This window comes from Brevibacillus aydinogluensis, from assembly GCF_961514395.1.
In the GTDB taxonomy this organism is placed as follows: Bacteria; Bacillota; Bacilli; order Brevibacillales; family Brevibacillaceae; genus Brevibacillus; species Brevibacillus aydinogluensis.
The window spans coordinates 1168926-1194811 of the sequence record NZ_OY569118.1 but is presented as its reverse complement, the minus strand read 5'-3'; the positions used below and the strand labels follow the sequence as shown (position 1 = coordinate 1194811).

The following is a 25886-nucleotide window of genomic DNA, read 5'->3' as shown; positions in this document are numbered from 1 at the left end:
GGGGCGTTGTTTAGCTTGCATGCATAATGCTTTGGGACAGACGATGCCGTCTTGCCACGGACACGTTGATTCGTTCCCGGATCGAATAGCGATCGGCCCTCTTTTCCGCTACTCCCGGCCGCCGCTGGCCAGATACGAGTAATTGACCCAGACCATCTCCTCGATCCCGAGAATTTCCTTGAACAGATCGACGGAGTCGTACAGCATGGAGGAGCCGGTCTCCTCGTCCACTTCGGTCAGGAGCTGCAGGTCAAACAGCGAACGAATCTGCTGCACCTGCTTGGGTCCGACAAACCTGCTGAAACACTGGGGACGCACCCGGGTAATGCCTTTGCCCACTTCCCGTCGATACTGGTCGGACCGCACCACGCGATCCAGGATCTCCTCGTACTTTTGCCGCAGGTCGTCGTTTTCGCTGATGGCTTCCTCCACATCCACATGCGGATACAATCGGCCAAACTCCGCTTCCGCCAGCTCCACGTCCAGCGAATAGCTGATCGTGGCCGAGGATACCTCGTACCCGCCGTCAAACAGCCGAAAGCCCCATCCATTTTCTTCGGAGTCGTGAAACCAGAGCAGCGGCACGCAATGGCGGGACAACTGCAGGAGAAACTGCACGGTTTGATGCGTTTCCAGCCATTCGTCCTGCAGGAAAAAGGCGTTCCATTGGTGATTGACGTTTCTGTGGAAGTAAGGCTGACGCGATTTGGGCAGATCAGTCAGCACTTTCGGTTCGTATTTGCGCGGATACAAAATCCCCGTCGTAAACTCACCCATCCGTTTTCCACCGCTTTCTGGCAGGCTCCCCTTTTGGGCACATCGGTGTGAGCCATGGTTCTCCCTACCAGTTTATTCATCAGCCGCTTGTTTTTTGCCGTGATCTTTTATTGCCCGCTGGTGGGGAAAACGGTGTGGGCGGCGACGACCGGCCGCAAAATTCGACCATTGGTGCAGCTCAAGCGGAACTGATCATGCTGCCATCATCTTTCCGGTCACAATGCCCAGGACCGTGCGGGCGTAGTCGCCCACCAAGCCGGAACCCGGCTTGCTTTCAAAGCGAAGCGTCAACTCCAGATGGCCGACGTGTCCAGCCGGCGGGACAATCCAGGACAATTCCGTTTCACCGGCAAGGATTTCTTCAATCCGCTGCTTCTTGGCTTCGATGTCCAGTTCCGGGTCGTGCGACAGCGAAAATTTCATCGTCACCGCGATCGGCTTGCATGGCCGCGACTCGGTCTGCGTTCCGACCTTGCCGCGGATTACGACCACGCCGGCATCTCCCCACAAGGTGTACTCCAGGATCGCCCGAAAATGCGGATGGACCTGCAGCTCCAGCGCGGGGAAGCCGCCGTCGACGCGCAGTGCAAACCGTTCGGCCAATTGTGCGACCTCCTCCTGAAAACGGCGGGCGCACTCCGAAACCGCCTCAAACACGCAAGGTTGAACAGAGTACATCCTACTCACCCTTCCCGGCAGAATATCTGTCCCTCTAACTTCGCAGCGCCGCTTGTCGTTTCCTTTGTGGAAACCTGACTACTTTACCCATATTTTCCCGAAACGACAAACATACCACTTTACAAGCGTGTTGAACGATCGGACAGGCCTCTTCACTGACGGCCGTGACGGACGGGCGTTTCGCTTTCCCTATCTCAGCTCGTACGGATTGGAAGCGGCAGGCCAGCGGGATGCGAACAAGTGCTGCAACTTTTCCTGCACGGCTTCGTCCAGTTCCAGGTGAAACAGCCGGCCGTTTTCCATGCGAATCAGCGGATAGGCGCCCCACTCAAGGGGAACCGCCTCCTCGGTACGGACAAACTCCGGCAGCGCCAAGAGAAACCGGGCAAACGGGTTGGCCTCGTCGGCGGACATGTGCACCACCTCAAACACGTGCGACAAGGAAGGCGTGACGATCAGCCGGAGCATCTCTCCCTGCTCGGCAGCCCACACCGTAAAGGCGGTCTCGCGCACCTCGCTGCGGGCGTGGCGGCGCATGACCCAGACCGCTTGCTGGACAGCACTCATCAACAGGTGCTGGGCCCCTTCGTCTCCGTGCTTCTGGCGCAGGCGGGCGTAGTCGATCAGATAGGCGACGCCCGTCTCTTCCAGCACCTGATCGGGCAGTTCCAGTGCAGAAATGGTCTGCACCGCTTCTTCCTGCACGGCCGCTTCGCTGGGCACGTCTTCCGTCCGCCCTTCGTACAGGGAGCGAATCATCGCTTTCGCCCGCGATGCCTCCTGCGGCGAAAAGGTGATCGCTTCCGTGTAGATATGGGTGAGCAGGCCTGCTTCGTAGGAGAGGTAATGCAGCAGTGTTTGTTCCTGTTCCAGCATGCGCAGGGCCATGTGATGCTCCTCCGGCCGCTTGATGTCAAACGCGAGCGGGAATCCGAGCGGCTGGATCGGATCATGGAGAGTCCAGATCACTGCGAGCAGCTTGTCGCGGTAGGTTTTGAACTCCACCGAGACGGCGTCCCGGGTCGCTTCGCTGAACGCGTCGACGCTCTCAAACACGAGGTACAGCTCCACGTCGCCGGCCGCGTTGAGACGGGCAAAGTAGGGCAGTCCTTCTTCGCCGGCCAGGCGGTACAAATCGGCAAAGACGGTCGCATCCAGCACTTCCCCTTGCGTGGCTGCTGTCGGCGACCTCAGCGACGGATCGGGCACGACTTCCGGACGAAACGGCTGTCTTGTCATGATGTGCCCTGACCCCGCTGCTTCAGCAACGGCCACTCGGCCATGTCGGCCAACAGCGAGCGGTCCGTGGCGTCGATATGTACCGGCGTGACCGTTATATAGCCGTTTTTGACCAGATGGTAGTCATCTGCATCGGACTGCTTCTGGCCATCCGGGTACTCCCGTGTCAGCCAGTATCCCTCGTCCTGCCGATCGAACTTGTCTTCGTAGTGGTGCAGGGCGAGCGCTGCCGGCGCGATTCCTTTTACCTGTTCGGGAGGCAGATGGGGGATGTTGATGTTGAAGAAAACGTCGGCGGGCAGCTTCTTCTCGGCCGCCTGCTCGCAGAACATGTGCAGCAGCGGACGAATCAGCTCGCCCACCTGGCCGAAGTCGTCCTGGGCGTACCAGTTGTCGTAGGAGAGAGCGACGCCGGGAACGCCGAGAATGACCGCTTCCCTTGCCCCGCTGCAGGTGCCCGAGTAGTAGATGTCACGGCCCAGGTTGGTACCGACATTGATGCCGGAAAAGACGATGTCCGGCCTGCGCCGGTCTTCAAACAGCAGATGGCAGGCCGCCTTGACGCAGTCGGCCGGGTTGCCGTTGATCGCCCACGCCTTTACCGGCAGACCGTAAAAGGGGTGAGAGACAGGAGCCAGCGCGCTGCGGTAGGTGAGGCCGTGCCCTACCCCGCTCCGTTCTTCCGCCGGAGCCACAACGTAAATCTCCGCATTCTTCAGATCGAGGAGCGCTTCCGCCAGCCGCCTGATGCCCTGCGCTTCAATTCCGTCATCGTTGGTCAACAATATCCGCAACATGTTGTGTCCTCCTTCGTAGTGGCGCCGCCACCTCGAGTATTCTTCCTCGTCAAGCCACATCAAAGTGCCCGCAGGGGAGCTTATTGGCACTGCCTGCTTTTCTCCTTATTGTACCAAAAATGAAAAACGGACCCCAATCCACTGTGAGGTCCGCACATCGTTTTTCAGCTGCACGCGGTTCGCTTTCAGAGCGCCGCCTGCTGCCTAATCGTCGACGATCTTTTTCCAACGCTCCCGCCAGCGGATGCCTTCTTCGATCCACGCTTCCACCTGGGCGATCTTTCCCTCGGGAATCCCCAGCAGGCGAGCGATGCGGCGAATCTCGTTCGTTTCCGCCTGCGACAGCTTGTGGTCGATCAGCGCGATCCGGTACAGCTTGCGCAACAGCATCAGCTTCTCCGCCCGCGTCAGGTCCATCAAGTCAGCCACGATTGTCTCCGGCCGCTTGGGATAATCCATGTCATCCATGAGAATCTGCCGCTCTTTCAGCGTGAAATGCTCCGAATTGACAATCTCCTGAATCCGGGTCAATTCTTTATTGCCTATATATCCGTCGGCATGGCCAACGCAGATCATCAAGCGAATGGACGCAAACAAAATCTGTTTGTCCTTTTCGGTTTTGCTGTACAATCGTTTTTCCTCCCCCGAAACTCACTGCAATATCACTGCAAATGTGAGAAGCAGTATTTGCCTAATTATACGACGAAAGGGGTAAGCGGTTTCAGACAAAAATGTGACATTTTCTGTCACGCTCGGACAAACATGCGGGAAAAATCTGGCCAACCGTGCGCATTGAGTGAAAGGCCTGACCATCGGGGGTGGGCAAGCAGTTCGATGCGATTCCGGTACAGCGGCAAAAACACCCGCTGCCGAAGCAGCCAGGACACGATCGCCTGCATTTGCCGGCGCCGCTTTTTTTCATCGAAGGTGCGCGCAAGTTCCGCTGATCGGGCGGTCACTTCCCTGACGGCTTCCGGCGGCAGGTGGTGACACGGACTGAATGCCTGGTCGTGCAAAAATTCCAAAAGCGACAGTTCTTCCCGCTCGTCGATGTTGGCGCTGTCCAGCACGAGATCGGCATGCCTGAATGTCTCGGGTCGGGCCATCTCTTCCGGCTCGACGTACACAATCCGAACATCGATGCCATAACGGGCGCAGCGCATCCGAATCCACTCCGCATCCTCGACGTGATCCTGGTCAGGATAGCTGACGAGCCGGAGGGGTTCTTCCCTGTAGCCGCTCGCCTGCAAGCGCCGCAAAATCTCGGCGTCACTCGTCTGCGGGAAACTTCGTACCTTGCGCCTCTCCTGTTCTCCCCAGATGACCGCCGGCTCCCGTAATCCTCCCAGTTCCTCCAGCAGCAGCCGGCGATCCAGGATACGGTCAAGGATCGACCGAAAGGCAGCAGACGTAACCGGCCCAGGCTTGATCATGTTGCACCCGAGGTACTGAAAGCAGCGCTCGCTGCGGGACACCTCCGTCCAGGTCGACCGCGAATCATCCTGTTTTTCCCTTCCCGGGACGTTGGCGAATACGATTTCGGACCATCCGGCTTCCGTTTCGCCCGTCATGTCCGGGACGCACCAGATTTCGATCCGATCCGTAAACGGACGGCCGCCAAAATACGGCTCAAACGCCTCCAGCACCAGCATCGAGTCGTCATTGCGGACCACGCGAAACGGCCCGGTTCCCGATGGCATGCAGCCAAATTGCTCGCCCATCTGCTCCGTGTAGTCAAACGGGACGATGGAAGCAAATTCCTTGCTCAAGGCGTGCAGCAGCAGGCTGTCCGGATGGTGCAGCCTGATCCGCAGTGTGTACGCGTCAACCACGTCCACCGCACGGATCGACCGGACAAGCCATTGGTGCAGGGGAGATTTGTCCCGCAGGCGAAGCAGGGCATACCGCACATCCTCCGCCTCCAGCATTCTGCCGTGGTGAAACCAGACCCCTTTTCGCAGGATAAACGTCCACTCCGTTCCCTGGGGATTCGCCTCCCAGTACAAGGCAAGCCGGGGTTCAAAACGACCTTGCTGTGGATCAAAGTGAACAAGCGTATCAAATACATGTTTGGTCAGATGGGCTTCCGAACGCAGCAGCACGCGGGAGGGGTCCAGCATGGGCAGCGGCCTGCCCTGGGACAGCCGCAGCACGTCCTGTCTGCTTCCCGGACTCCTGCTGACATGCAGGCCAAACTGACTGCTCATCCAGCGCTGAAAACTTTCCTCCAGCTCGCCTAACTCCTCCCGATACCGGGCTACAAACACGCGTGCTCCGCGAATCTCTCCCTGACGGACCAGTTCCCTGGCGACAGAGAGCGCGGCGTCAGCGGGATGAATGCGAAACGTCAGCACGGACTGATGTCCCCTGCCCTTACCGGGCTGCCAGACAATCCACCCCCGCTGCGCTAACTTTTTTACCGTAGCCGCCGCATTGCGCGGGGTGCAGCACAAGATGGAAGCCGCACAGGCCAGCGAGAGGGTGATGGGCTTGTCGATCGCCGCCTGCGGGCAGCCGGCAAACAGCCGATGATAATGTTCAAACAGGATCATAATCATACACCGCCTCAAAACATGAAAAAACGACGTGTCGTTTTGTACGCTTTTTCTTTCGTTCCCCCCGGCGTACAATCGGGTACAATCCCAATCCCGATACCGAAAGGATACCAGGATAAACATGAAACGAACATCACTTTTCACCCGCTATCCGACCACGGTCTGGGTCCGGCTCTTCGGCGAACTGGTAACGCAGCTCTCTCTCAGCATGATTACCCCTTTTCTGATCTTGTACCTGAACGAGCAGGCAGGCAGCTCCGTTCCCCTGACCATGCTGGTGATCGGGCTGCAGCCCGCCAGTGAAATCGCGCTGACGCTAATCGCAGGGGGTGTGACGGACCGGTACGGACGCAAATCCGTCATGCTGGTCGCTCTGGGCCTGCAGGCGCTGGCCATGCTGGGAATGGCGTTTGCCCACTCGCTTGCCGCCTTTGCCATCCTGTACATGGTGAACGGTGCGGGCCGCTCCCTCTTCATCCCGGCGGCACGCGCCCTCCTGGCTGATACCGTCCCTCACAAGCTCCAGTCGGAAGCGTTCGCCCTGTTGAATACAGCCAGCTATATCGGCGCTGCGGCCGGTCCGCTTGTGGGCGTGCTGATCTATCAAAGCGACCCCAGCCTTGCCTTTCAATTGACGGCGTTTTCGCTGGTCCTCTACGCCGCGTGCGTCTGGTGGAAGATACCGGCGTCTGCGCCAGAAGAGTCGTCGTCGGCACGCACACCATCACCGGCCTTCGCTGGGGACTTGCCTGCTCCCGCCGCCCGGCACACAATCCGTCCCGCGCTGCACCTGATGCTGTTGGCCATGCCGATCAGCCTGTTCTACGCGCAAACGGAAACCAATCTGCAGCTGCATCTGAAGAATACATTCACCGATTATCTGGAACTGCTGGCCATGCTGGCCTCCACAAAAGCGGCCGCATCCATCTTCCTGGAATTTTGGCTGGTCAAATGGACGCAGCGCGTGTCCCCGCGAATCCTCATCACCGGTTCATACGTCTGCTTTGCCGCGGTCTCCGCAGCCTACGCCCAGTCCGACAGCGCGGCTGTACTGCTCGCCATCCAGCTCGTGCTCATTCTCGGCGAAAGCGTCGGTCTCAATCACCTGCTGACGCTGGTGGCACGGATCGCGCCGCCCTCCATGCGCGGCCGCTATTTTGCCATAACGGGGCTGCACTGGGACATCTCCCGCGCAGCGGGGCCTTATCTGGGCAGTCTAGTCCTGATACATTTCGGCGGCGCATGGCTGTTCGGCGCTTCGGCCGTGCTGCTGCTCATCGGGGCCCTGGCCCAGTACCTGTACCTGCAGCGAATGGAAAAAGCCTCCCCGTCACTTCGGGAAGGCTCAAGCATGTAAACGGTGCGCGTTACGACAGCAGGTAGCGGTCTTCGCTGAACGATTCGCCACGCGCCGCTTCAAACGCCTGCAGCAGGTCCTGCGGCTTCATCTTCCGTTTTTTCTCCTCCGGAATGTCCAGAATGATGCTGCCCTCGTGCATCATCAAGAGACGGTTGCCCATGTTCAGCGCCTGTTCCATGTTATGCGTGACCATGATCGTCGTCAGCTGGTGCTGCTCCACGATCTTGCGGGTCAGCTCGACGATCAGCTGTGCGCGTTTCGGGTCCAGGGCCGCCGTGTGTTCGTCCAACAGCAGGATTTTCGGCTCCGTAAACGTCGCCATTAACAGGCTGAGCGCCTGGCGCTGGCCCCCGGAGAGGAAGCCCACCTTGGTCTTCAAACGGTTCTCCAGCCCCTGGTCGAGCTGTTTCAAGTGCTCGCGGAACAGCTCCCGCTTGCGGTTGGTAACGCCAAACGACAGTGTACGCCGCCGGCCGCGGCCGTAGGCGATGGCCAGGTTTTCCTCGATGGTCATGTTGGGTGCCGTGCCCGCCATCGGGTCTTGGAACACGCGGCCGACAAAGGTGGCACGCTGGTGCTCACCCAGCCGGGTGACGTCCTTGCCGTCAATCGTCACGGTGCCCTTGTCGGGAATCAATCCGCCGGAAATAATGTTCATCAGCGTCGATTTCCCGGCCCCGTTGCTGCCGATTACGGTGACAAAATCGCCGGGGGCGACGTGCAGGTTGATTTCCCGTAACGCCACCTTCTCGTTGACAGTTCCCTCGTTGAATACTTTGCGTACGCCGGAAATCCTAAGCATCGCCGTTCCCCCCTTTCACCGCACGGAACCCTTGTCTTTTCCACACGCCTTTGGCAAACGTCGGCACCGTCAGGGCGATGATCACGATCAGCGCGGTAATCAGCTTCATGTCGGACGGATTGAGCCCTTTGTTCAGCGCCAGGGCAATCACCAGCCGGTAGACGAGCGAGCCGCCGATGACGGCAATGGTCGCCCGGACAATGGAGGAGCTGCCAAACAACACTTCCCCGACAATAACGGAGGCCAGACCGATCACAATCATCCCGATCCCCATGCCCACGTCGGCAAAGCCCTGGTACTGCGCCACCAAGGCGCCGGAGACGGCCACCAGCGCGTTGGACAAGGCCAGGCCGATGATCGTGGTCGTGTCGGTGTTGATGCCGAAACTGCGGATCATCTTCGGATTGTCGCCCGTCGCCCTCAGATCGAGGCCAAGGTCGGTGTGCAGGAACCAATCAATCAGTGCTTTCAGCAGCAGAATACCAATGAAAAATACAATTGCCACACCGGTCAACAGCACCTCCCCGCCCACGGTCACATTGGGGACACCGAGGTTTTTGACAAACGTGTAAAGCGTTTCCTCGCGAAGAAGCGGCAGGTTGGCTTTCTCCATGATGCGCAGGTTGATCGAGTACAGCGCGATCATCGTCAAAATCCCGGCCAAGAGTCCATTGATTTTCCCCTTGGTGTGCAAAAGTCCCGTAAACACTCCCGCCGCTGCGCCGGCGACAAAGGCCGCCAGGGTGGCGAGAAACGGATTCGTGCCGTCAATGATCAGCTTGGCTGCCAGCGCACCGCCCAGCGCAAAGCTGCCGTCCACGGTCAGGTCAGGAAAATTCAAGATGCGAAAGGTCAGATACACGCCCAGGGCCATGATCGCAAACAGCAAGCCCTGTTCGATTGCTCCGAGATATGCCAGGTTCATAGCGTCCTCCTGTTGCTGCGATTATTGCTCGACCACTTCAGCTGCCCGGTCGAGCAGGGATTGCGGAAGGGGTACGCCCATTTTTTCCGCCGCTTTTTTGTTCAGCACCAGCTTCATCTCCGCCTGCTTCTCTACAGGCATGCTGGCCGGTTGAGCTTCCCCTTTGAGGATTTTGGCCGCCATGTCGGCGGTCTGTTCGCCCAGTTTGCTGTAGTCAATGCCATAGGTAGCGATTGCGCCGCTCTTCACGGAGTTTTCCTCGCCGGCCACCACCGGGATTTTTTGCGACTCCGCCACTCCGATCACCGCAGAGATGGAGGAGACCACCATGTTGTCGGTCGGGATGTAGAATGCGTCCACTTTGCCGACCATCGATTCGGCTGCCTGCTTCACTTCCGTCGGGCTGGTGATGGCTGCTTCACGGATGGTCAGGCCCAGTTTTTCCGCTGCGGCTTTGGCTGCATCCACCTGTACCTTGGAGTTTACCTCGCCGGAGTTGTAGATGATGCCGACCGTCTTGGCGTCCGCCTTCAGCTCCTGTACCAGCTTCAACTGCTCTTCCACCGGGTTCATGTCCGTCGTGCCGGTCACATTGCCGCCCGGATTTTCCATTGTTTGCACCAGCGAAGCCGCCACCGGATCGGTCACGGCGGTGAAGAGAATTGGAATATCCTTGGTCACCTGAGCGGCTGCCTGAGCGGCCGGCGTGGCGATGGCCAGGATCAGATCGACGTTGTCCGCCTGAAACTTCTGCGCGATCTGCACAGCCTGATCCATGTTACCTTGGGCCGACTTGATGTCGTAGACGACCTGTTTGTCTTTCTCGTAGCCGTTTTGCCCCAGCTTGGCAATGAAGCCTTCCCGCGCCGCATCAAGTGCCGGATGCTCCACGATCTGCACGATGCCCACCTTCAATTGCTTCGTATCCTGGGCAGGATCGTTGGCCGGCTGACTGTCCGCCGGAGCACTTTGCTGCCCACACGCTGCAACGGATAAAAGTAGCAAAGGACACAGAATTTTCTGGACGACATGCCAATACTTTTGCTTTCTCATGTAAAAAACCCCCCTAATTATAAAATTTTTTTCATTTTACCACGATGGAAACACAATTCAAACAGAAAAAGAGAGCAAGGCTCTCTTTTTCTACTTGAAGATTTCTTTCGCCTGCTGTTTTAATTCATCGGGAATGGCAATGCCAAAGTTGGCAGCTGCCGTCTCGTTGATGTACAGCTCGGTCTGTTTGGACACTTCCACCGGCGTGTCGGCCACTTTCTGTCCCTTCAAAATGCGGACGGCCATCTCTCCGGTCTGCTTGCCGATCTGGTAGTAATCAATGCCGTAGGTGGCCACGGCTCCACGTTTTACCGTATCCGTGTCGGAAGCGAAAACCGGCACCTTGTGCTGTTCCGCCGCGCCCAACACCGCTTCAAATGAAGAGACCACGGTGTTGTCAATCGGAATGAAGATGGCCTCCGTCTTGCCGGCCAGTCCCTGGGCTGCGAGCTGCACTTCGGACAACTGGGAGATGCCTGCCTTGACGACCTCGACCCCTTGTTTTTTCGCCGCTTCTTCCAGTTCCTTCACCTGCACCTCGGAATTCACTTCCGACGTGGTGTAGATGACGCCCAGCTTTTTCAGGTTTGGCAGGAAGCGTTTGACCAGCTCCAGCTGCTGCTCCATCGACACCTTGTCAGAGGTGCCGGTCACGTTTTTGTCCGGCTTCTCCAGGTTGCTGACCAGTTGGGCGGACAGCGGGTCCGTCACGGAACTGAAGATCACGGGCTTATCCGTAATCGCCTTGGCTGCTGCCTGAGCGGATGGCGTGGCGATGGCCACGACCAGGTCCTTTCCGTCGCCGGCGAATTTTTGTGCAATCGAGACCGTGTTGTTCATGTCACCGTGGGCGTTTTGATAATCCAGCTCCACGTTTTTGCCTTCTTCATATCCGGCTGCTTTCAATCCGTCTACAATTCCCTGGCGGATCGCATCCAGCGCCGGGTGTTCCACGAATTGGGTCAGCCCCAGCTTCACCATTTGCTGGCCGTTGGCAGCGGTCGCGGTTGCGTCCGTCTGTTGGCCGGATTGGTTGCCACACGCCGTCAGTGCAATCGACAGACATGCGGCCAGTACAGCATGTACAGCTCGTCTCATCTGTTCTTCCTCCTCTAAGCTCTCACTCTGCAATAACAGAAAAACTTGTGTTCCATTATAGCATACTTTGCGGCGTTGAAAAGATGTTTTACGCTTGTTGCCCCGCTTCCTTCGTTCCTCTTTTTACCCATACACGGGTGATTCGGTAATGGTCCACCTCGCCGACGATGAATTCGTAGCCGCCGTCTCTGACCACGTCGCCCACGCGCGGCGGATGGTCGATCTGCATGTAGATCCAGCCGGCCAGCGTGTCCACCTCACTGTCGTCCAGATCAAGCCCGAGGTAGTCGTTTACCTCTTCCAGCAGCATGCGGCCGTCCAGCGACAGCAGGTCGTCTTTCCGCTCGATTTCCGGCCGCTCGTCGTCAAATTCATCCTGAATGTCGCCGACAATTTCTTCCATTATGTCTTCCACTGTAACCAGACCTGCCGTTCCGCCGTACTCGTCGATGATAATCGCCATCTGGCTGCGCTGTTTTTGCAGCATGGTCAAAAGCCGGCTGATGGATATCGTCTCCGGAACGGTCAGCACTGGGCGGCTCAACTGCTCCAGGCTTTTTTGCTCCCCTTCCAGCAGGCTGGTCAACAAATCCTTGATATGCAAACTGCCGACCACGTGGTCCTTGTCCCCGTCCACCACCGGGTAGCGGGTAAAGCGGCCGTTTTGCACGACCTTGATGTTATCTTCTAACGGGTCGCGCAGGTTGAGCACCACCATGTCCGTGCGCGGCACCATGATCTCCCGGGCCATTGTCTCCGAAAAATCAAAGATATTGTCCACCAGCATCAGCTCGGTCTGGTCGATCAGGCCGCTTTTGTGGCTCTCGTTGACAAGGATGCGGATTTCTTCTTCCGTGTGCGCTTCCTGATGCGGTTCCATGCTAATGCCGAGCATCCTGAGAATCTTGGCCGCCGCCCAGTTGAGAAAGGCGATAAACGGGTACATCAGCTTGTAAAACATCCGGATGGGACGGGCCACGAACATCGAGACCTTCTCGGAGCGCTGGATGGCCAGCGATTTTGGCGCCAGCTCGCCCAGCACGATGTGCAAAAAAGTAATGATGGAGAACGCGACGATAAAGGAGATGCTGCCGACCAGCGTCTCGTTCAGCCCAAAGTAGCGGAAGACAGGGTGGAGCAGATGGGCGACGGCCGGTTCCCCCAGCCAGCCCAGTCCGAGCGACGCCAGCGTGATCCCCAGCTGGGTGGCGGACAGGTAGGCATCCAGGTTGTCCAGCACCAGTTCGACGTCGCCCGCCCGCCTGTTTCCTTCCGCTACCAGTTGGGCGATGCGCGATTCCCTCACCTTCACGATGGCAAATTCGGTCGCCACGAAAAAGCCGTTGAGAAAGACGAGAAATGCGACCAGGACCAGATTGAAAAAGGCACTCCATATCGCCATGCCGTCCCTACTCCTTTGCCCGTTTTCTTGCGTTAGTGTAACCCACGGGCGGCCAAATGTTGCCCGTTCCTGTCAAAAGCGCGGCAGCGCGACGGCGGCAAACCCGTTTTTCATTCGCCTTCCGATTGTGATACGATTGACTGTATGAACATGGAGACCACAAAGCCGCAGAGGTGAAGAATGTGTCGTACCGTCCCGAGTTGCCGCTGATCGTGCAAAGCGATCGCACCATCCTGCTGGAAGCGCAGCATCCGCTGTTTGCGGAAGTCCGGCAGGCGCTGTCCGGCTTTGCCGAACTGATCAAAAGCCCGGAGTACATACACACATACCGGATTACCCCGCTCTCCCTGTGGAACGCAGCAGCAGGGGGCCTGACGGCGGAGCAGGTAACCGGCGTCTTGAGCACGTATAGTAAATACGGAGTTCCGCCGTCCATCGTCCGGGAAATCGCCGAAACGATGGGACGGTACGGCCTGATTCGCTTGGAAAAAGACGGCGATCACCTGCTGTTGACCGGCGACGATGTGCCCCTGCTGGCTGAGCTGACCGGGTACAAGGCGGTGAGCAGCCTGCTGGAAGGACAGGTGAATCCGGCCGTCTGGCGCGTCAAACCATACGCCCGCGGGCTGATCAAACAGGAGCTGATCCGGCTCGGCTACCCCGTCCAGGACGTGGCCGGCTATACATCCGGAGAAGCCTGTCCCGTCGCGCTGCGGGAAGTGACCGCCAGCGGCCGGCCGTTTGCGCTGCGGCCGTACCAGCAGGAGGCGGTGGATGCCTTCCACGCCGCCGGTGCTGCCACTGGCGGCAGCGGCGTGCTGGTGCTGCCGTGCGGCGCGGGCAAGACGATCATCGGCCTGGGAGCGATCTGCCAGCTCCAGACGGCCACATTGATCCTGACGACCAACACCACATCGGTCCGGCAGTGGATCGCCGAGCTGATCGACAAGACTGACCTCGATCCCTCACAGATCGGTGAATACACAGGCGAACGGAAAGAGGTCAAACCGATTACCGTAGCCACCTATCAGATCCTGACATACCGTTCAAAAGCGGACGATTCGTATCCCCACATGCGCCTGTTCTCAGAACGGGAATGGGGCTTGGTGATCTACGACGAAGTGCACCTGCTGCCCGCTCCCGTCTTCCGCGTCACCTCCGGGATTCAGGCGACGCGCCGGCTCGGACTGACGGCCACACTGGTGCGGGAGGACGGCCGGGAAGAAGACGTGTTTACCCTGATCGGGCCGAAAAAGTACGAAATGCCGTGGAAAGCCCTGGAGGAACAAGGCTGGATTGCGGAAGCGCGCTGCCAGGAAATTCGGCTGCCGTTTGAAGCGAACGGACGGGAGGCTTACGCCCGGGCCAACGCGCGGCAAAAATTCCGGATCGCGGCGGAGAATCCGCGCAAGCTCCAGGTCGTGCGCCATCTGCTGGAGCGTCACGCCGACGACCGCGTCCTGATCATCGGCCAGTACGTGGGACAGCTCCAGCAGCTTGCCGAAGCGCTGAACCTCCCGCTGATTACGGGCAAGGTGCCGGAAAAGGAACGGGAGGCGCTGTACCGCCAGTTCAAGCGCGGCGAGATTACCCGGCTCGCCGTCTCCAAGGTGGCCAACTTTGCCGTCGACCTGCCGGATGCCAATGTTGCCATCCAGATATCCGGCACATTCGGCTCGCGCCAGGAAGAAGCGCAGCGGCTCGGCCGCATTCTGCGTCCCAAAGAGCGCGACAACGCCGCCTATTTTTACACGCTGGTCACTCGGGACACACGCGAACAGGAATTTGCGCTTCACCGGCAATTGTTTCTGGTGGAACAGGGATACCACTACGACGTGATAGAAATGGATGCGCTGGATTGAAACATTCGGATCGATACCAGCGTCTCATAGAGGAAGGGAGGCCGGAGATTCAATGCAATCCGACGCCGAAATCATTCAGCGGATTCTGCAAGGCGACATCGAAGCGTACCGCGAGCTGATTCAGCGGTATCAGCACATGATTTACGTGTTTATCTACAAAATGGTAAACAACCGCTCCGATGCGGAAGATTTGACCCAGGAAGTCTTCGTCAAAGCGTATGAAAAACTCTCCAGCTTTCGTGGGGACAGCCAGTTTTCCTCCTGGCTGTATACGCTGGCGCGAAACAAGACCATCGACTTCCTGCGCCGGCGCAAGTTTCACGAATCCGACGAACAACTGGCGTACGTCCCCTCCCAGGCGAGCGACGAATCACCGCAGGACTCCCTCTTGAACAAGGAGCGCCGCCGGGAGATTGAGAAAGCATTTTCGATGTTGTCCGAATCGTATCGGGAAGTAATCGTGCTGCGCTGCACGCACGAATATCCGTTTGAAAAAATTGCGTCGCTGCTCGGCATCGCCGAGTCAACGGCCCGTGTCCGCTATCTGCGCGCTCGCCAAGAACTGGCCAAACTGCTTACTCGCAAGGAAGGGGGGCTCGTGCATGAACTGCCAGGAATTTAGAAAAGCATGGGCATACGAGCCGGACATCGAAACGCTTTCCCATATCGAGACGTGCGATGAGTGTATCGCCTGGATGGAAGCCCAATTGACTAGCGGCGAGGAGGTGCAATTCTTGAAAGAAGTTCCTCAACCGATGGCCGATTTGGAAGAGAAAATCATGCATGCGATCTATCAAACCGCCGGCCAAAGCGCTCCTCCTCACGCCGCGTCGGCATCCGTCACGCCGTCACCCAAACAGGCGAAATTCCGCCGCTGGACGTCTTACCTCCCTTCACTGTCGTGGGTGGGCGCAGCCGCCATCCTGCTCGCGGTCGGGGTGGCCGGCTACCAGCAGTTCCAACTGGCAGGGCAAGATGGCGCCACGGAAAACGCCATGCACCACGAGAGCAAAGCCGATATGGAACAGAAAGACAGACAAATTGCCGACGCTCCGTCCATCCTGCTTTCGCCTGACACGCCCGTAGCAAGCCCGGCCGCCGGGTATGGCTATCCAGACATTGCCGCAAAACAACCAGACGGGCAGACGTCACCGGACGGGACCACGGTGCAGCCGGCCGCACTGGCGATGAACGACAGCGGAACCAATCAGCCCAAATCTGCTGCAAGTCAGGCGCAGGAACCGCACGCCGGGTCGGGAGCAAAGACCGCGGAGAAGGCCCAACCCCCTCAGACGTCGCGGACACAGGCGTTCGATACAGTCAACGAATCGGGGCAACCCCTGCATAAACGAACGATCATCGCCGCTCGCAACGCCAACGGAAAATCCGCCAACGACCATGTCAAACATGAGGACACGCCGTCGAAACAGACGGATGCAATTAAACCGACAGACGGTCAATCCGCCATTCAAAAGACGGAGAACGAATGGGGCGTCAACATGTTCAGCAATGATGCCGCACCTGACCCGTCAATCGAAAGCGTACCGCCCGTAGCCGGTCCGCCCGCAACCGATCAGGCCAAACAGGAAATTACGCTCTCCGCGTTCACTGATCTGGAGACGGCCATCCGTTCATCCGACGTGCCTGTACCCGTGCTGAACCAGCCGCCTGACGGCATGACCCTGCAGGCAGTCACCGTCCAGTACGAATCACCGACCAGCCATAAGGTGGTTCGCCTCTCCTGCCATTACCAACGCAGCAAGGAGTGGATCAAGGTGGACGTGGTGCCCAACGCAAAAGGGAAGCGCAGCTTGTCCATCCCCGGCACCTTTACGGCCACACAGCTGTACACGGTCAACGGCGAACAGGCCATCGCCGTCTCATTCGACCTGCCGGATTCGTCAGGCGAAGCGGCTGCCGAGCACGCCGTCCACTTCAACGCGCAGACGGAAAACCAATCGCTCTACGTCGTAATGACCGCCCGGGGCATCCGACTGGACCAACTGGTCGAAATGTCCAAGCAGCTGACGTGGAAATAATCCCGCTTCCGATCAAAACTGCCCAGCACCAAAAAAGGGACACTGCTTCCTCGAAAAAGCAGTGTCCCTTTTGGTTTCCGTCCACACCGGTCAAGAGAAGGTCAAGACGTGACATCCCTGCGAATAAACACGGCGTAGGCGACAATCAGCGCCGCCGCTGCCCAGACGCACAACACGGCGAGCGAAAAAGGCAGCGTCATGCCCTTGATCGGCGGCAGCGTGCCGGCCAGGTAGTCCGTCAACTGCAAATTGACGACGAAAAGGTATTTGGCCGACTCCCAGGTCGACGCCATCTGGGTTAAAATCGTTCCGCTGATCAGGGCCGCCATCATGATGCCCATTCCGGCAGCCGCGCTGCGCACCAGTACGGAGACCATGAACGTAATCGTCCCGACCACGATGCACACAAACCACCCAAGTCCGTACTGCATGAGCAGGTATTTCCACTGCGGCAGCATGAACACCGCGGATGTGACCAGTTCGCCGCCGGTCACGTCAAAGCCGGTCAGCACCGGCAGATCCCAGCCCGCATAGCCAAACACCACACCGGATATCAGGTAGGCCATACACAAGGTCATCAGTACCGTGAGCGAGGTAAACAACAGCAGGGTGATGTACTTGCTGGTCAGCACCTTCCAGCGCCGCACGGGCCGAGTCAGCAGCAGCTTGATCGTCCCCTCGCTGTATTCGGCGGAGACGAGATCGACCGCCAGCACGACGATGATCATCGGCAGAAACAGCGACACGGCCTGATCCATGAAGCCCCGCGCAAACGTGGGCGCCCCCGGTGCCATCGGGTTGACGTCATGATCCAGATAGTACTGCTGCTGCTGGACGCGAATTTTTAAGAACTCCCGCCACTCCTCCGGCAGTCTGCTGGAAGCGAGCCGGTTTTGCGTGTCCACGATCTGCTGCTGCAATATCGTCCGCCAGTCAGTCGTGCCCATCCGCTCCTGGACCGTCACCACGGAGCGGTACTGCGCGTAGGTAAAGATCGGGATGAGGACGGCCAGGATCAGCAGCACGACGAGAAAGCGGCGGCGGCGCAGCAGCTTGATCGTCTCATTTTGTACCAGTGCGAGCATGCTCGGCCCCATCTTCTCCACCTCCCCCTGTCAGCGTCAGGAACAAATCTTCCAGGGTCACCGTCTTGGCGACGATGCCAAGGACGGGGACGCCGGCCCGCACCAATGCGGCGTTTGCCTCGCTGATTCGCTCCGTATCCATGCGGCAGTACAGCCGTCCCTCGCCGTCCGGCCACACCCGTTCCACAAAGGACAGGCGGCTCAGCACGTCCCGTCCCCTGCGCTCGGCCTCCGGCGGAAAGGTCCACGCCACCCGGTCGGCAAACTGTTCCATCAGCTCCTGCACCGGTCCGACGGAGATGACCCGTCCCTTGTTGATGATGGCGACGCGGTCGCACATCATCTCAATCTCGCTGAGCAGGTGACTGGAGACGAACACGGCCAGCCCCTCTTCTTCCGCCAGCCTGCGGATAAACTGACGCAGTTCGCGGATGCCCGCCGGGTCCAGGCCGTTGGTCGGCTCGTCGAGAATGAGCAGCTTGGGCCGGTGCAGGAGGGCCTGCGCGATGCCCAGCCGCTGCCGCATGCCGAGCGAATAGGTTTTCACCTTGTCGTCGATGGCCCGTTCCAGATCGACAAAGCGGACGATTTCCTCGATCCGCTCGGGGGGAATGCCGCCGCTCATGCGGGCAAAATGCTCCAGGTTTTCCCGGCCCGTCATGAATTTGTACAGCTCCGGGTTTTCCACGATGCAGCCCACCTGGGCGATCGCCTCTGGAAACGAACGGCGAAGGGAGATGCCGCCGATCTCAATCTCTCCTCCGTCGGCTGAGGCCAGCCCGACCAGCATGCGGATCGTCGTCGTCTTGCCCGCGCCGTTAGGCCCGAGAAAGCCAAAGACCTCTCCGGCGTAAACGTCAAACGTCATATCGTGAATGATCGGCTTGCCGCCGATCGTCTTGCGCAATCCTTTTACGGAAAGGACTGTCTCGCCCACTGCTCGCCCTCCCTATCCAGATACCGTTCGCTGACGCGAAAACGGTGATTGTGATACACTGACAGTACATGTCACATTATACCATGCTTGACCATCCACCAACGAATGGGAGGTACCCGATGCGCACATCCGGTCAATTCATGTGGCGTACAGTCGGCCTGCTCTCCGTGCTCTCCTTTTTGCTGTTTGCCGCAGGCTTCGTGTTTGCGCTGGACCCCCGCCAGCTCTCATCCGGCCGGGTCGCAGAACCGGCCGGGCATGCCAAGCCGGCCCCGCTGGCGCCAGGGGAAGGCATTCGTAACGTGGTGGCGCTGGGAGATTCGCTGACGCGCGGAGCCGGCGACGCCAACGGGCTCGGTTACGTGGGACACGTCCGCCAAGCACTGGAAAAACAGGCGGGCCACCCGATCACGCTGACCAATCTGGCCATCAACGGCCAGGAATCGACCGGCCTCGTCGATCAGTTGTCCCAACCCCAGGTCCAGTCGCTGCTGAAGCAGGCCGATCTCATCCTGTTTACCATCGGCGGAAATGATTTGTTCAAGCAGTCCGGCGGCGTATACCGCGTCGACAACGACAAATTGGCCGCTGCCATCAAAGGACTTGCGGCCAACTACGAGCAGATTCTCCGGCGTATCCGGGAGCTGAACGACAGCGCGCCGATTGTCTACACCGCCCTGTACAATCCGTTCGGGGACACCGACGCGGCCGCCGACACCGTCAAGCCGGTGCTGGACTGGAACAGCGATGCTGCCGCCATCGCGGCCCGCTATCCGCGCGTCATTGTCGTTCCCACCTACGATCTGTTCGTCCACAAGGAAAATACCTACCTCTACACGGACCACTTTCATCCCAACGAGGCCGGTTACGCCCGGATCGCCGAGCGGATCATGCAGGCACTACAGTGACGTGTTCCGGGCGATGTTGATTGACGTCCCGGTGCGTTTCTGGTAGGCGCGCTGTCCAGCCCAATGAAACAGGCTGCTCGTCATGGAGAGGAAAGCGACCACTCCGAACAGCACGGGACCGCCGTACGACGCCAGCAGAATGCCGCCCATCCACGGGCCGATAAACTGGCCGAGGTTGCCGAAGCTTTTCGCTCCGTAATACGTGCCGCGCATGTTGTCCGGCGCCATCCGGTCGATCAGGACATCGGACGCGGTGAACGTGAGAATCTCGCCGATGGTAAAAACGACCATCGCCACAATAAACATCGTCCATGAGTGGGCGAAGGCGTAGCCCAGGTCCCCGAGTGCGTACATGACGTTCCCCACCACGATGCTGGTCAGGGGCGTCTTGTTTTCCGCCCAGCGGGTCAAGGGCATCTGCATCAACACCACGACGATGGCGTTGATACTCATCAGGATGGCAAACAGCTTCGCCCCGTCGGGAACGGCCATCTCCGTATACTTGGCCAGCGTTGTTGACATTTGCGAGTAGCCGATCGCCCCCAGCATCCCCGCCACCATATAGAGTCGGAACGCTTTGTCGCGCACCACCACTTCAAGTGCACGCTGAAAGCTGACCGGCTCTTTTTTCTGTCCCTCGATCTGCTTGATGCCAAAGACGTTCAACATCACCTGCAAGCTGATGACGTACAGCAGGTAGATGAGGGCAGTCATCAGAAACGGCAGAGCCGCCGAAGTCAACGCCAGCATCGCCCCGACGATCGGCCCCACGGCCACGCCCACGTTGATCGCGGTGTAGCGCAGGCCGAAGACACGGTACCGCTTCTCGTGCGGCGTCACGTCGGCCATGAGCGCCTGCGACACCGGCTCGTAAAAGGAGCGGCAGAGCCCGCCGACGACGTTTAACAGCAGGAAAAACAGCGGACTTTTGCCGAATGCGAACCCTACAAACACCAGGGTCCAGACGTACAATGCCGCGAGCATGACGCGGCGTCGGCCAAATATATCTGAAAGCGTCCCACCGATGAAGCCGCCCACCGTCCCGGCCAGTGCCCCCGCGCCGATCGTCAGTCCGATGGTTCCATAATCCATGTCGGTGTGATTGGACAAGTACAAAAACAGGAACGGCATGCTCATCGAACTGGCTGCGCGGACAAACACCGTGCCGACCACAAGCGACCAGACGATGGGGTGAAATTCGCGCAACAACCCCTTGACCCTATCCATGTGTTTCTCTCTCCTCCAACTGCTCTGCCCGACAATGGAAACAGAACAGTCATCACAAGTTTTTCCTAAATTGTAGGGAGCAGTCTTGGTTTCGTCAATCACTGTCCGAACTTTTTTGATTATGAAAATTTTTTAGAACAACAATCGAAAAATCGATAAGACCACAGACGATGACGGAAGGCCGCACGGGCGTTGAAGCTGTCCCCCGCATAAAAAAAGCCCCCTGCTCGGGGACATGCTTGCGCTGTACCGAAAGGAGGCGAGTAACCACTGCTGCTTTTATTCCACTTCTATGCTGTCCGTAATGACTCCCTGCTCGTCCCATTTCACCGCCCGGTACTTGATGTCGTGGTAAAACGTAAACCAGGCGCCTTGGCGGATGCCCTCCTGAATCCATGTTTGCTTGGCAAAAATGGAGGTCATCGGGTAGTCGTCGTAGGCCATCACCCACAGGGGATTCTGGTGCGCGTGTGTCGGCAAAAGGTCGGCCAGATGCAATACGAGTTGACCGTCGCTTTCGATGCGGACGATCGCATGCCCCTGGCTGTGCCCGCCGGTGTGGTGCAGCGAAATGCCGGGCAGCACCTCCAGCGTGTCGCCGTATGTCTGCACCTGTTCATAAATGGGCTTCCAGTTGTCCTCCCAATAGGTGTTGCGGGAACGGATGTTGGGCTCGCGCATCTCCGCCCATTCCTGTTCCTGGACATAAATGACCGCCCGCGGAAACGTGGAGACGAGCCGGCCGTCCTGCCAGGAAACAAGCCCGTTGGCATGATCGTAATGCATGTGGGTCATCAGCACGATGTCGATATCTTCCGGCGTCAATCCCTTGGCGGCCAGCGACTCTTTCACCTGCGACTCCTCCAGCAGGCCAAAGTTGCGCTTTTGCTTGTCCGTCAGCCGGTCGTTGCCCAAGCCTGACTCGATCAGGATGATTTTGCCGCCGCCTTCCACCAGGATCGGATCAGCCCTAAGCGGTATCTGGTTGAGATCGTTGTATGGATAGCGCTTGCTCCAGAGCGGTTTGGGAACCACGCCAAACATCGCCCCTCCGTCCAACTGCGACAGCCCTCCCCGCAGCCACGTCAGGGAAAATGCTCCTGCCTGCAGGTTTGTCAATTGCATGGTACCAGCCTCCTCAAGTTTGTATGCAGATGCGGGAAGTGTGAAAGAGCACCCCGTACAGGGTGCCCTGCTATTTTTCGGTTACGCTGACCGTGCGCGTGGCCGGGGACAGTTTCAACAAAATGTCACTGGACACCGCCTGGATCGCCAAATCGGTGTCGTGGCGTTTATGGATGAGCACAAGCTGCGCAACCTTTTCGCTTCCGCGGTATATGCTGATCAAGGTTTGCAGCGGGTTGGCGCTTCCGCCGGCAATTACCTTAACCCCCGGGGCAACCGTGAACGTCCAGCCCTCTACTTCCACCACCCGAGCGGATGAGTAGAGAAAGTGCCGTTTTCCCAGCAGAATGCCATAGTGATTCATCAAGGCAAGGGCCCCCATTCAACTAAATTTGAACAGCGTACTTTCATTTTGCAAAAATTCATGTCCAAATGAAAGTCTTTCGACAAAAGATCCTATAACCTGACAACGTGCCGATTCCCTGTTTTTTCAAATCAATCGGCCGATGAGCGCTCCCTCGTAAATCGCCCGCTTGGCGTCAAGCTCTCCTGCCTCTTTGGCCCCCCCGATGAGATGCACCGGCAGCCGACCTTTCAGCGATTCGTACAAGCGGTTGTCCGATATGCCCCCTGCCGCAACCACCACCGTATCCGCGGGCAGGAGCCGCTCTTCGCCGTCGTGGACGATGCGCACGCCCTCCGGCGTAATCTCCTTGTATTCTACCTGCGTCAGCATCTCGACGCCGTGCCGCTTGAGATTGGCGAGCACCGCCCAGCGCGTCGTTTTGCCCAATCCGGTGCCCACGTGCCGACCGCGGCGGAGCATCCGCACTTGTCTGCCGCTCTGCTGCAGGCGATGCACCTCCGCAGCGCTGAGAATCCCGTACTCCAGGAGGTAGCGGGCGGTCTGCGGCGAGATGTTGTCGTTTTGCACCAGCAGGTGGGATAGATCGCAGGCGATCCCTCCCGCGCCGATGATCACCACGCGCTTGCCGACATCCACCTGCTTTTCAAACACTTGGGTGTAGCTGACCACGTGCGGCAGATCAATGCCGGGAATCTCCGGCCGCCTTGGGATGATGCCGGTAGCCACCACCACCTCGTCAAATCCTTCCGCGAGCAGCGCATCTGCCTGTGCTTCCACACCCAGCCGGATGTCCACGCCAAGCAGACCGAGCTGCGTCCGGTAATAGCGCAACGTTTCGTTAAATTCCGATTTGCCCGGCACCTGCCGCGCGTAATTGAGCTGGCCGCCGATCTGCTGCCGTTTTTCCATCAGCACCACCTGGTGACCGCGCTCCGCCAGCACGCGCGCCGCTTCCAGCCCGGCCGGTCCCGCCCCTACGACGGCCACCCGTTTTTTCACCGGGGCGGGAGACAGCGTCCATTCCTCTTCCCGGCCGGCCGCCGGATTGACCAGACAGGAGGCCGGTTTTCCCTCAAACACGTGGTCGAGGCAGGCCTGGTTGCAGGCGATGCAGGTGTTGACTTCGTCAAAGCGGCCTTCCCGGCTCTTGCGGATGATATCCGGGTCGGCCAACAGGGGGCGGGCCATGGAAACGATGTCGCAGCAGCGGTCCTCCAGGATTGCTTCGGCTTGACGCACGTCGTTGATGCGGTTGCTGGCAATGACGGGAATTGTCACCGCTTCTTTCACCAGCCGGGCCACCCACACATACGCCCCGCGCGGCACCATCATTGCGATCGTCGGCACCTGCGACTCGTGCCATCCGATTCCGATGTTAAGCGCGTCGGCCCCCGCCTCCTGCAGCATGCGGGCAAACTGCAGCGTCTCGTCCATCGTCGTGCTGTTGGGGATCAAGTCCAGCCCGGACATGCGAAAGATCACTGGATAATCGGGACCGACCGCCTCGCGTACGCGTCTCATCACTTCCACGCCGAAGCGTGCCCGCCGTTCGAAGTCGCCGCCCCACTCATCGTCGCGCACATTGGTGACCGGTGAGAGAAATTGATTGATCAAATATCCTTCGGAGCCCATGATTTCCACTGCGTCAAAACCGGCTCGCTGCGCCCGCACCGCGCCGTCGGCAAACGCCTGCAGCGTCAGCTCGATCTCTTCGCCGGTCAGTGCACGCGGCCGCGTCCGATTGATCGGCGCCTGCAGCGGGGACGGCGCGACCGGCTCCAGACCGGTGGCTTCCTGATAAGCGTAACGCCCGGCGTGAAAGAGCTGCAGGGCGATTTTGCCGCCCTCCTGGTGCACAGCCTCCGTGATCACTCTCAGCGGCTCGATGTGCTCATCCCTGTAAACGCTGCAGTACTGCTCGCCCATACCGCCTTCTGGCCGGACGGCAGCCCCTCCGGTGACGATCAGACCTACTCCTCCGCGGGCCCGCGCCGCGTAAAACGCGGCCAACCGCCGCACGCCTCCCTCCAGCTTTTCCAGCCCGACGTGCATGGAGCCCATCATGATGCGGTTGTTCAGGGTAATCCCCCCGACGCGAATCGGTTCCCAGACGCGTTTTGTTTCCATTCGTGCCCCCTCCTGACGAATCGAATGAATGCTCATTCATTTTTACTCCCCATCATTTCGGCGGGCACGGCCGGTTTTCCTGCTGCCCCGGCCTGCTTACAGCCGGAGCAATCTGCCCAGGTTGGCGGCGAATTGATCGAGAGCCTGCCGACAGTGCGCGTTTGTTTCATCTGTATCAGGCTCTTCCACCACAAAGTGAAAATCGAGAGTCACGCCGTACTCGGCGAGAACGCCTGGGTTGAGACAGCGCCGCTTTTCCGTCAAGGAAACGTCCGGCACAATCTCACGAGCCCGCTCCCACAGTCGGGCGGCCGCCTCTGCCTCAACTGCTCCGGGATAGTCGATCTGTGCCTCCACTTCGCAGGCGGCAGCGTCGGGCAGCGGAAACAGATGCACGGTCGCAAGCGGCTGTTCGCTCTCCTCCGCCGAAGCCGTCACGTATACCGTGATCTCCCGCGTCTCCTCGTCCTCCAGCAGGGAATGCTCCGTCCGCAGAATTACGTCGCGGATCACCCCGTGGCCCGAGAGTGCTTGGTCCAATATTTCCATCATGCGCTGCAACACAAACATGTTCCTCCAGTCTTGCTGTCACTCTTTCTTTTGAGTATATCACGTGCGCCCGGGCAGTGGAAAACCCCTTCACGAAGAAGGGGTGCAGAGTGAAGACAAGCTGTTCTTTTTTATCATTAAAGGTCCACATCGTAAGATTTCCCCATAGTAACCAGGCCCCAGGCCGGAGGCCTGCACATTGATCAAACAAAGTTGGAGAAAAGTACGTGGCATGAAGTGATGGGCCAAGCGAGCTCCTTTGACGACCTGCCAAGCGAAAAAACGAAGACGCGGGGTATACAGGGGGCACAAGTCTCACATCGTCGAAACACCCAGATGTTTGCCCCCTGCCCGCGTCGCGTTTTGGAGCGGACAATATCCACTTCTTTGCTGGTCGTCAAGAGAGCGAGCGGGCACCATCACACATGACACCTCGGACTTTGTCTGCAAATTGAAACCCCTTCACGAAGAAGGGGTCGGGGGATTGTTAACGTTTTTTTGGTTCATGAACTCCGCCAGCCAAGCACGCCGGACTTCTTTATTGGGACAAAAGGCGAGGACATAGCTCTCACCGCGCATGTACTTTTCCTTGATCCACTCTTTATGTTTCCGGAAAAACGCCTGCTGAAAGTCGGGCGGCATTTGATGATACTCTTCCAAAGCTGAGGGGTTCTGGAGGAAAAAATCTTCATCATAAATGATTTCTTCGTTTTGTTGGCGGCTGATAATGTATACGAACGCGATCACCAGAAACAGGTTGACTAAAAAAATCGTCATCCAAAAACCCTCCCGTCAGCATATTTGTCTGAATGATCTGTCTTATCAGTATATTATTATTCTACCACGCTTTCGGTGTTTTTAAACCACCTTGTGCATTTATTTTGCAAAAAAACTTTTTTGTACGCAGAACATGACATCGTCCTCCGCCGAGCAAAAAAAACACCCGGTCTACCGGGTGTTTTCTCTGCTCTCTT

The 25886-nt window shown here is 58.6% G+C and carries 24 protein-coding genes; 5 read left to right on the top strand and 19 right to left on the bottom strand.

The window, feature by feature from the left end; all coding sequences use genetic code 11:
* Positions 1-108 precede the first annotated feature (108 nt).
* The 6 genes from Q7F15_RS05775 to Q7F15_RS05750 form a co-directional block, all read right to left on the bottom strand.
* The gene (locus tag Q7F15_RS05775; protein ID WP_171567039.1) at positions 109-777 is read right to left on the bottom strand and encodes a hypothetical protein; all 669 of its coding nucleotides are present in this window, start codon (positions 775-777) and stop codon (positions 109-111) included.
* A gap of 192 nt (positions 778-969) precedes the next feature.
* Positions 970-1380: a hypothetical protein gene (locus Q7F15_RS05770; protein ID WP_304415225.1), complete on the bottom strand. Its 411-nt coding sequence runs from the start codon at positions 1378-1380 to the stop codon at positions 970-972.
* 264 nt (positions 1381-1644) lie between these two features.
* Positions 1645-2694: a hypothetical protein gene (locus tag Q7F15_RS05765; protein ID WP_304415224.1), complete on the bottom strand. Its 1050-nt coding sequence runs from the start codon at positions 2692-2694 to the stop codon at positions 1645-1647.
* The gene (gene surE / locus Q7F15_RS05760) at positions 2691-3491 is read right to left on the bottom strand and encodes a 5'/3'-nucleotidase SurE (protein WP_304415223.1); all 801 of its coding nucleotides are present in this window, start codon (positions 3489-3491) and stop codon (positions 2691-2693) included. Before surE ends, Q7F15_RS05765 begins: the two co-directional genes overlap by 4 nt.
* 204 nt (positions 3492-3695) lie before the next feature.
* The gene (locus Q7F15_RS05755) at positions 3696-4121 is read right to left on the bottom strand and encodes a tellurite resistance TerB family protein (protein ID WP_171567045.1); all 426 of its coding nucleotides are present in this window, start codon (positions 4119-4121) and stop codon (positions 3696-3698) included.
* A gap of 116 nt (positions 4122-4237) precedes the next feature.
* Positions 4238-6043, bottom strand: a complete 1806-nt coding sequence (locus Q7F15_RS05750) for an SgrR family transcriptional regulator (protein ID WP_304415222.1) — start codon at positions 6041-6043, stop codon at positions 4238-4240.
* A 124-nt stretch (positions 6044-6167) separates the two neighbouring features.
* On the opposite strand from Q7F15_RS05750, the gene Q7F15_RS05745 reads away from it, so the two are divergent.
* Entirely contained in the window at positions 6168-7403 is a 1236-nt protein-coding gene (locus Q7F15_RS05745; RefSeq protein WP_304415221.1) for an MDR family MFS transporter, read from the top strand.
* A 10-nt stretch (positions 7404-7413) separates the two neighbouring features.
* Here the strand turns inward: Q7F15_RS05745 and Q7F15_RS05740 are convergent, their stop codons facing one another.
* From Q7F15_RS05740 to Q7F15_RS05720, 5 genes are all read right to left on the bottom strand, one after another.
* Positions 7414-8208, bottom strand: coding sequence for an ABC transporter ATP-binding protein (locus Q7F15_RS05740; RefSeq protein ID WP_171567050.1), 795 nt, complete (start codon positions 8206-8208; stop codon positions 7414-7416).
* Entirely contained in the window at positions 8201-9133 is a 933-nt protein-coding gene (locus Q7F15_RS05735) for an ABC transporter permease (RefSeq protein ID WP_171567052.1), read from the bottom strand. Before Q7F15_RS05735 ends, Q7F15_RS05740 begins: the two co-directional genes overlap by 8 nt.
* Before the next feature lie 21 nt (positions 9134-9154).
* Positions 9155-10186 carry an ABC transporter substrate-binding protein gene (locus tag Q7F15_RS05730; RefSeq protein ID WP_171567053.1) on the bottom strand — a complete coding sequence of 344 codons (1032 nt, stop codon included), beginning with the start codon at positions 10184-10186 and terminating at the stop codon, positions 9155-9157.
* A gap of 90 nt (positions 10187-10276) precedes the next feature.
* Complete coding sequence (locus Q7F15_RS05725) at positions 10277-11284, bottom strand: ABC transporter substrate-binding protein (protein ID WP_171567055.1); 1008 nt, start codon at positions 11282-11284, stop codon at positions 10277-10279.
* 88 nt (positions 11285-11372) lie between these two features.
* Positions 11373-12686, bottom strand: coding sequence for a hemolysin family protein (locus Q7F15_RS05720; protein WP_171567057.1), 1314 nt, complete (start codon positions 12684-12686; stop codon positions 11373-11375).
* Positions 12687-12868: 182 nt separating this feature from the next.
* Here Q7F15_RS05720 and Q7F15_RS05715 point away from each other — a divergent pair, with 182 nt between their 5' ends.
* The 3 genes from Q7F15_RS05715 to Q7F15_RS05705 are packed head-to-tail and all read left to right on the top strand — an operon-like array spanning position 12869 to position 16587.
* Entirely contained in the window at positions 12869-14548 is a 1680-nt protein-coding gene (locus tag Q7F15_RS05715; protein WP_230077243.1) for a DNA repair helicase XPB, read from the top strand.
* A gap of 52 nt (positions 14549-14600) precedes the next feature.
* The gene (locus Q7F15_RS05710) at positions 14601-15170 is read left to right on the top strand and encodes an RNA polymerase sigma factor (protein ID WP_171567061.1); all 570 of its coding nucleotides are present in this window, start codon (positions 14601-14603) and stop codon (positions 15168-15170) included.
* On the top strand, positions 15151-16587 hold the full coding sequence (locus Q7F15_RS05705) for a hypothetical protein (RefSeq protein WP_212132750.1): 1437 nt from the start codon (positions 15151-15153) through the stop codon (positions 16585-16587). Before Q7F15_RS05710 ends, Q7F15_RS05705 begins: the two co-directional genes overlap by 20 nt.
* Positions 16588-16688: 101 nt before the next feature.
* Here Q7F15_RS05705 and Q7F15_RS05700 read toward each other — a convergent pair whose 3' ends face one another.
* A complete protein-coding gene (locus Q7F15_RS05700) occupies positions 16689-17684 on the bottom strand; it encodes an ABC transporter permease (protein ID WP_304415220.1) in 996 nt (331 codons plus the stop codon).
* Entirely contained in the window at positions 17650-18609 is a 960-nt protein-coding gene (locus tag Q7F15_RS05695; RefSeq protein WP_304415219.1) for an ABC transporter ATP-binding protein, read from the bottom strand. The genes Q7F15_RS05700 and Q7F15_RS05695 overlap by 35 nt, the downstream gene beginning before the upstream one ends.
* Before the next feature lie 119 nt (positions 18610-18728).
* On the opposite strand from Q7F15_RS05695, the gene Q7F15_RS05690 reads away from it, so the two are divergent.
* Positions 18729-19517 (top strand): GDSL-type esterase/lipase family protein, encoded by a 789-nt coding sequence (locus tag Q7F15_RS05690; RefSeq protein WP_304415218.1) that lies wholly within the window; start codon positions 18729-18731, stop codon positions 19515-19517.
* On the opposite strand, the gene Q7F15_RS05685 is transcribed toward Q7F15_RS05690, so the two are convergent.
* The 6 genes from Q7F15_RS05685 to Q7F15_RS05660 all read right to left on the bottom strand — a co-directional run bounded on the left by Q7F15_RS05685 (position 19509) and on the right by Q7F15_RS05660 (position 25689).
* On the bottom strand, positions 19509-20744 hold the full coding sequence (locus tag Q7F15_RS05685) for an MDR family MFS transporter (protein ID WP_171567068.1): 1236 nt from the start codon (positions 20742-20744) through the stop codon (positions 19509-19511). The genes Q7F15_RS05690 and Q7F15_RS05685 overlap by 9 nt on opposite strands.
* 279 nt (positions 20745-21023) lie before the next feature.
* The gene (locus Q7F15_RS05680) at positions 21024-21869 is read right to left on the bottom strand and encodes a YtnP family quorum-quenching lactonase (RefSeq protein ID WP_171567070.1); all 846 of its coding nucleotides are present in this window, start codon (positions 21867-21869) and stop codon (positions 21024-21026) included.
* Between the two features lie 70 nt (positions 21870-21939).
* Positions 21940-22233, bottom strand: a complete 294-nt coding sequence (locus Q7F15_RS05675) for a hypothetical protein (RefSeq protein WP_171567128.1) — start codon at positions 22231-22233, stop codon at positions 21940-21942.
* A 126-nt stretch (positions 22234-22359) separates the two neighbouring features.
* Entirely contained in the window at positions 22360-24363 is a 2004-nt protein-coding gene (locus tag Q7F15_RS05670; RefSeq protein ID WP_212132751.1) for an oxidoreductase, read from the bottom strand.
* A gap of 96 nt (positions 24364-24459) precedes the next feature.
* Positions 24460-24927, bottom strand: coding sequence for a hypothetical protein (locus Q7F15_RS05665; protein WP_304415217.1), 468 nt, complete (start codon positions 24925-24927; stop codon positions 24460-24462).
* 447 nt (positions 24928-25374) lie between these two features.
* On the bottom strand, positions 25375-25689 hold the full coding sequence (locus Q7F15_RS05660; RefSeq protein WP_171567076.1) for a hypothetical protein: 315 nt from the start codon (positions 25687-25689) through the stop codon (positions 25375-25377).
* Positions 25690-25886 lie beyond the last annotated feature (197 nt).

Excerpts from the sequence above, each read along its gene's own strand:
- Q7F15_RS05735 (WP_171567052.1), bottom strand. The coding sequence starts at position 9,133 with ATGAACCTGGCATATCTCGGAGCAATCGAACAGGGCTTGCTGTTTGCG.
- Q7F15_RS05700 (WP_304415220.1), bottom strand. The coding sequence starts at position 17,684 with ATGGGGCCGAGCATGCTCGCACTGGTACAAAATGAGACGATCAAGCTG.
- Q7F15_RS05705 (WP_212132750.1), top strand. The coding sequence starts at position 15,151 with ATGAACTGCCAGGAATTTAGAAAAGCATGGGCATACGAGCCGGACATC.
- Q7F15_RS05710 (WP_171567061.1), top strand. The coding sequence starts at position 14,601 with ATGCAATCCGACGCCGAAATCATTCAGCGGATTCTGCAAGGCGACATC.
- Q7F15_RS05670 (WP_212132751.1), bottom strand. The coding sequence starts at position 24,363 with ATGGAAACAAAACGCGTCTGGGAACCGATTCGCGTCGGGGGGATTACC.
- Q7F15_RS05680 (WP_171567070.1), bottom strand. The coding sequence starts at position 21,869 with ATGCAATTGACAAACCTGCAGGCAGGAGCATTTTCCCTGACGTGGCTG.
- Q7F15_RS05720 (WP_171567057.1), bottom strand. The coding sequence starts at position 12,686 with ATGGCGATATGGAGTGCCTTTTTCAATCTGGTCCTGGTCGCATTTCTC.
- Q7F15_RS05660 (WP_171567076.1), bottom strand. The coding sequence starts at position 25,689 with ATGACGATTTTTTTAGTCAACCTGTTTCTGGTGATCGCGTTCGTATAC.
- Q7F15_RS05725 (WP_171567055.1), bottom strand. The coding sequence starts at position 11,284 with ATGAGACGAGCTGTACATGCTGTACTGGCCGCATGTCTGTCGATTGCA.
- Q7F15_RS05765 (WP_304415224.1), bottom strand. The coding sequence starts at position 2,694 with ATGACAAGACAGCCGTTTCGTCCGGAAGTCGTGCCCGATCCGTCGCTG.
- surE (WP_304415223.1), bottom strand. The coding sequence starts at position 3,491 with ATGTTGCGGATATTGTTGACCAACGATGACGGAATTGAAGCGCAGGGC.
- Q7F15_RS05750 (WP_304415222.1), bottom strand. The coding sequence starts at position 6,043 with ATGATCCTGTTTGAACATTATCATCGGCTGTTTGCCGGCTGCCCGCAG.
- Q7F15_RS05745 (WP_304415221.1), top strand. The coding sequence starts at position 6,168 with ATGAAACGAACATCACTTTTCACCCGCTATCCGACCACGGTCTGGGTC.
- Q7F15_RS05730 (WP_171567053.1), bottom strand. The coding sequence starts at position 10,186 with ATGAGAAAGCAAAAGTATTGGCATGTCGTCCAGAAAATTCTGTGTCCT.
- Q7F15_RS05775 (WP_171567039.1), bottom strand. The coding sequence starts at position 777 with ATGGGTGAGTTTACGACGGGGATTTTGTATCCGCGCAAATACGAACCG.
- Q7F15_RS05690 (WP_304415218.1), top strand. The coding sequence starts at position 18,729 with ATGCGCACATCCGGTCAATTCATGTGGCGTACAGTCGGCCTGCTCTCC.
- Q7F15_RS05685 (WP_171567068.1), bottom strand. The coding sequence starts at position 20,744 with ATGGATAGGGTCAAGGGGTTGTTGCGCGAATTTCACCCCATCGTCTGG.
- Q7F15_RS05675 (WP_171567128.1), bottom strand. The coding sequence starts at position 22,233 with ATGAATCACTATGGCATTCTGCTGGGAAAACGGCACTTTCTCTACTCA.
- Q7F15_RS05740 (WP_171567050.1), bottom strand. The coding sequence starts at position 8,208 with ATGCTTAGGATTTCCGGCGTACGCAAAGTATTCAACGAGGGAACTGTC.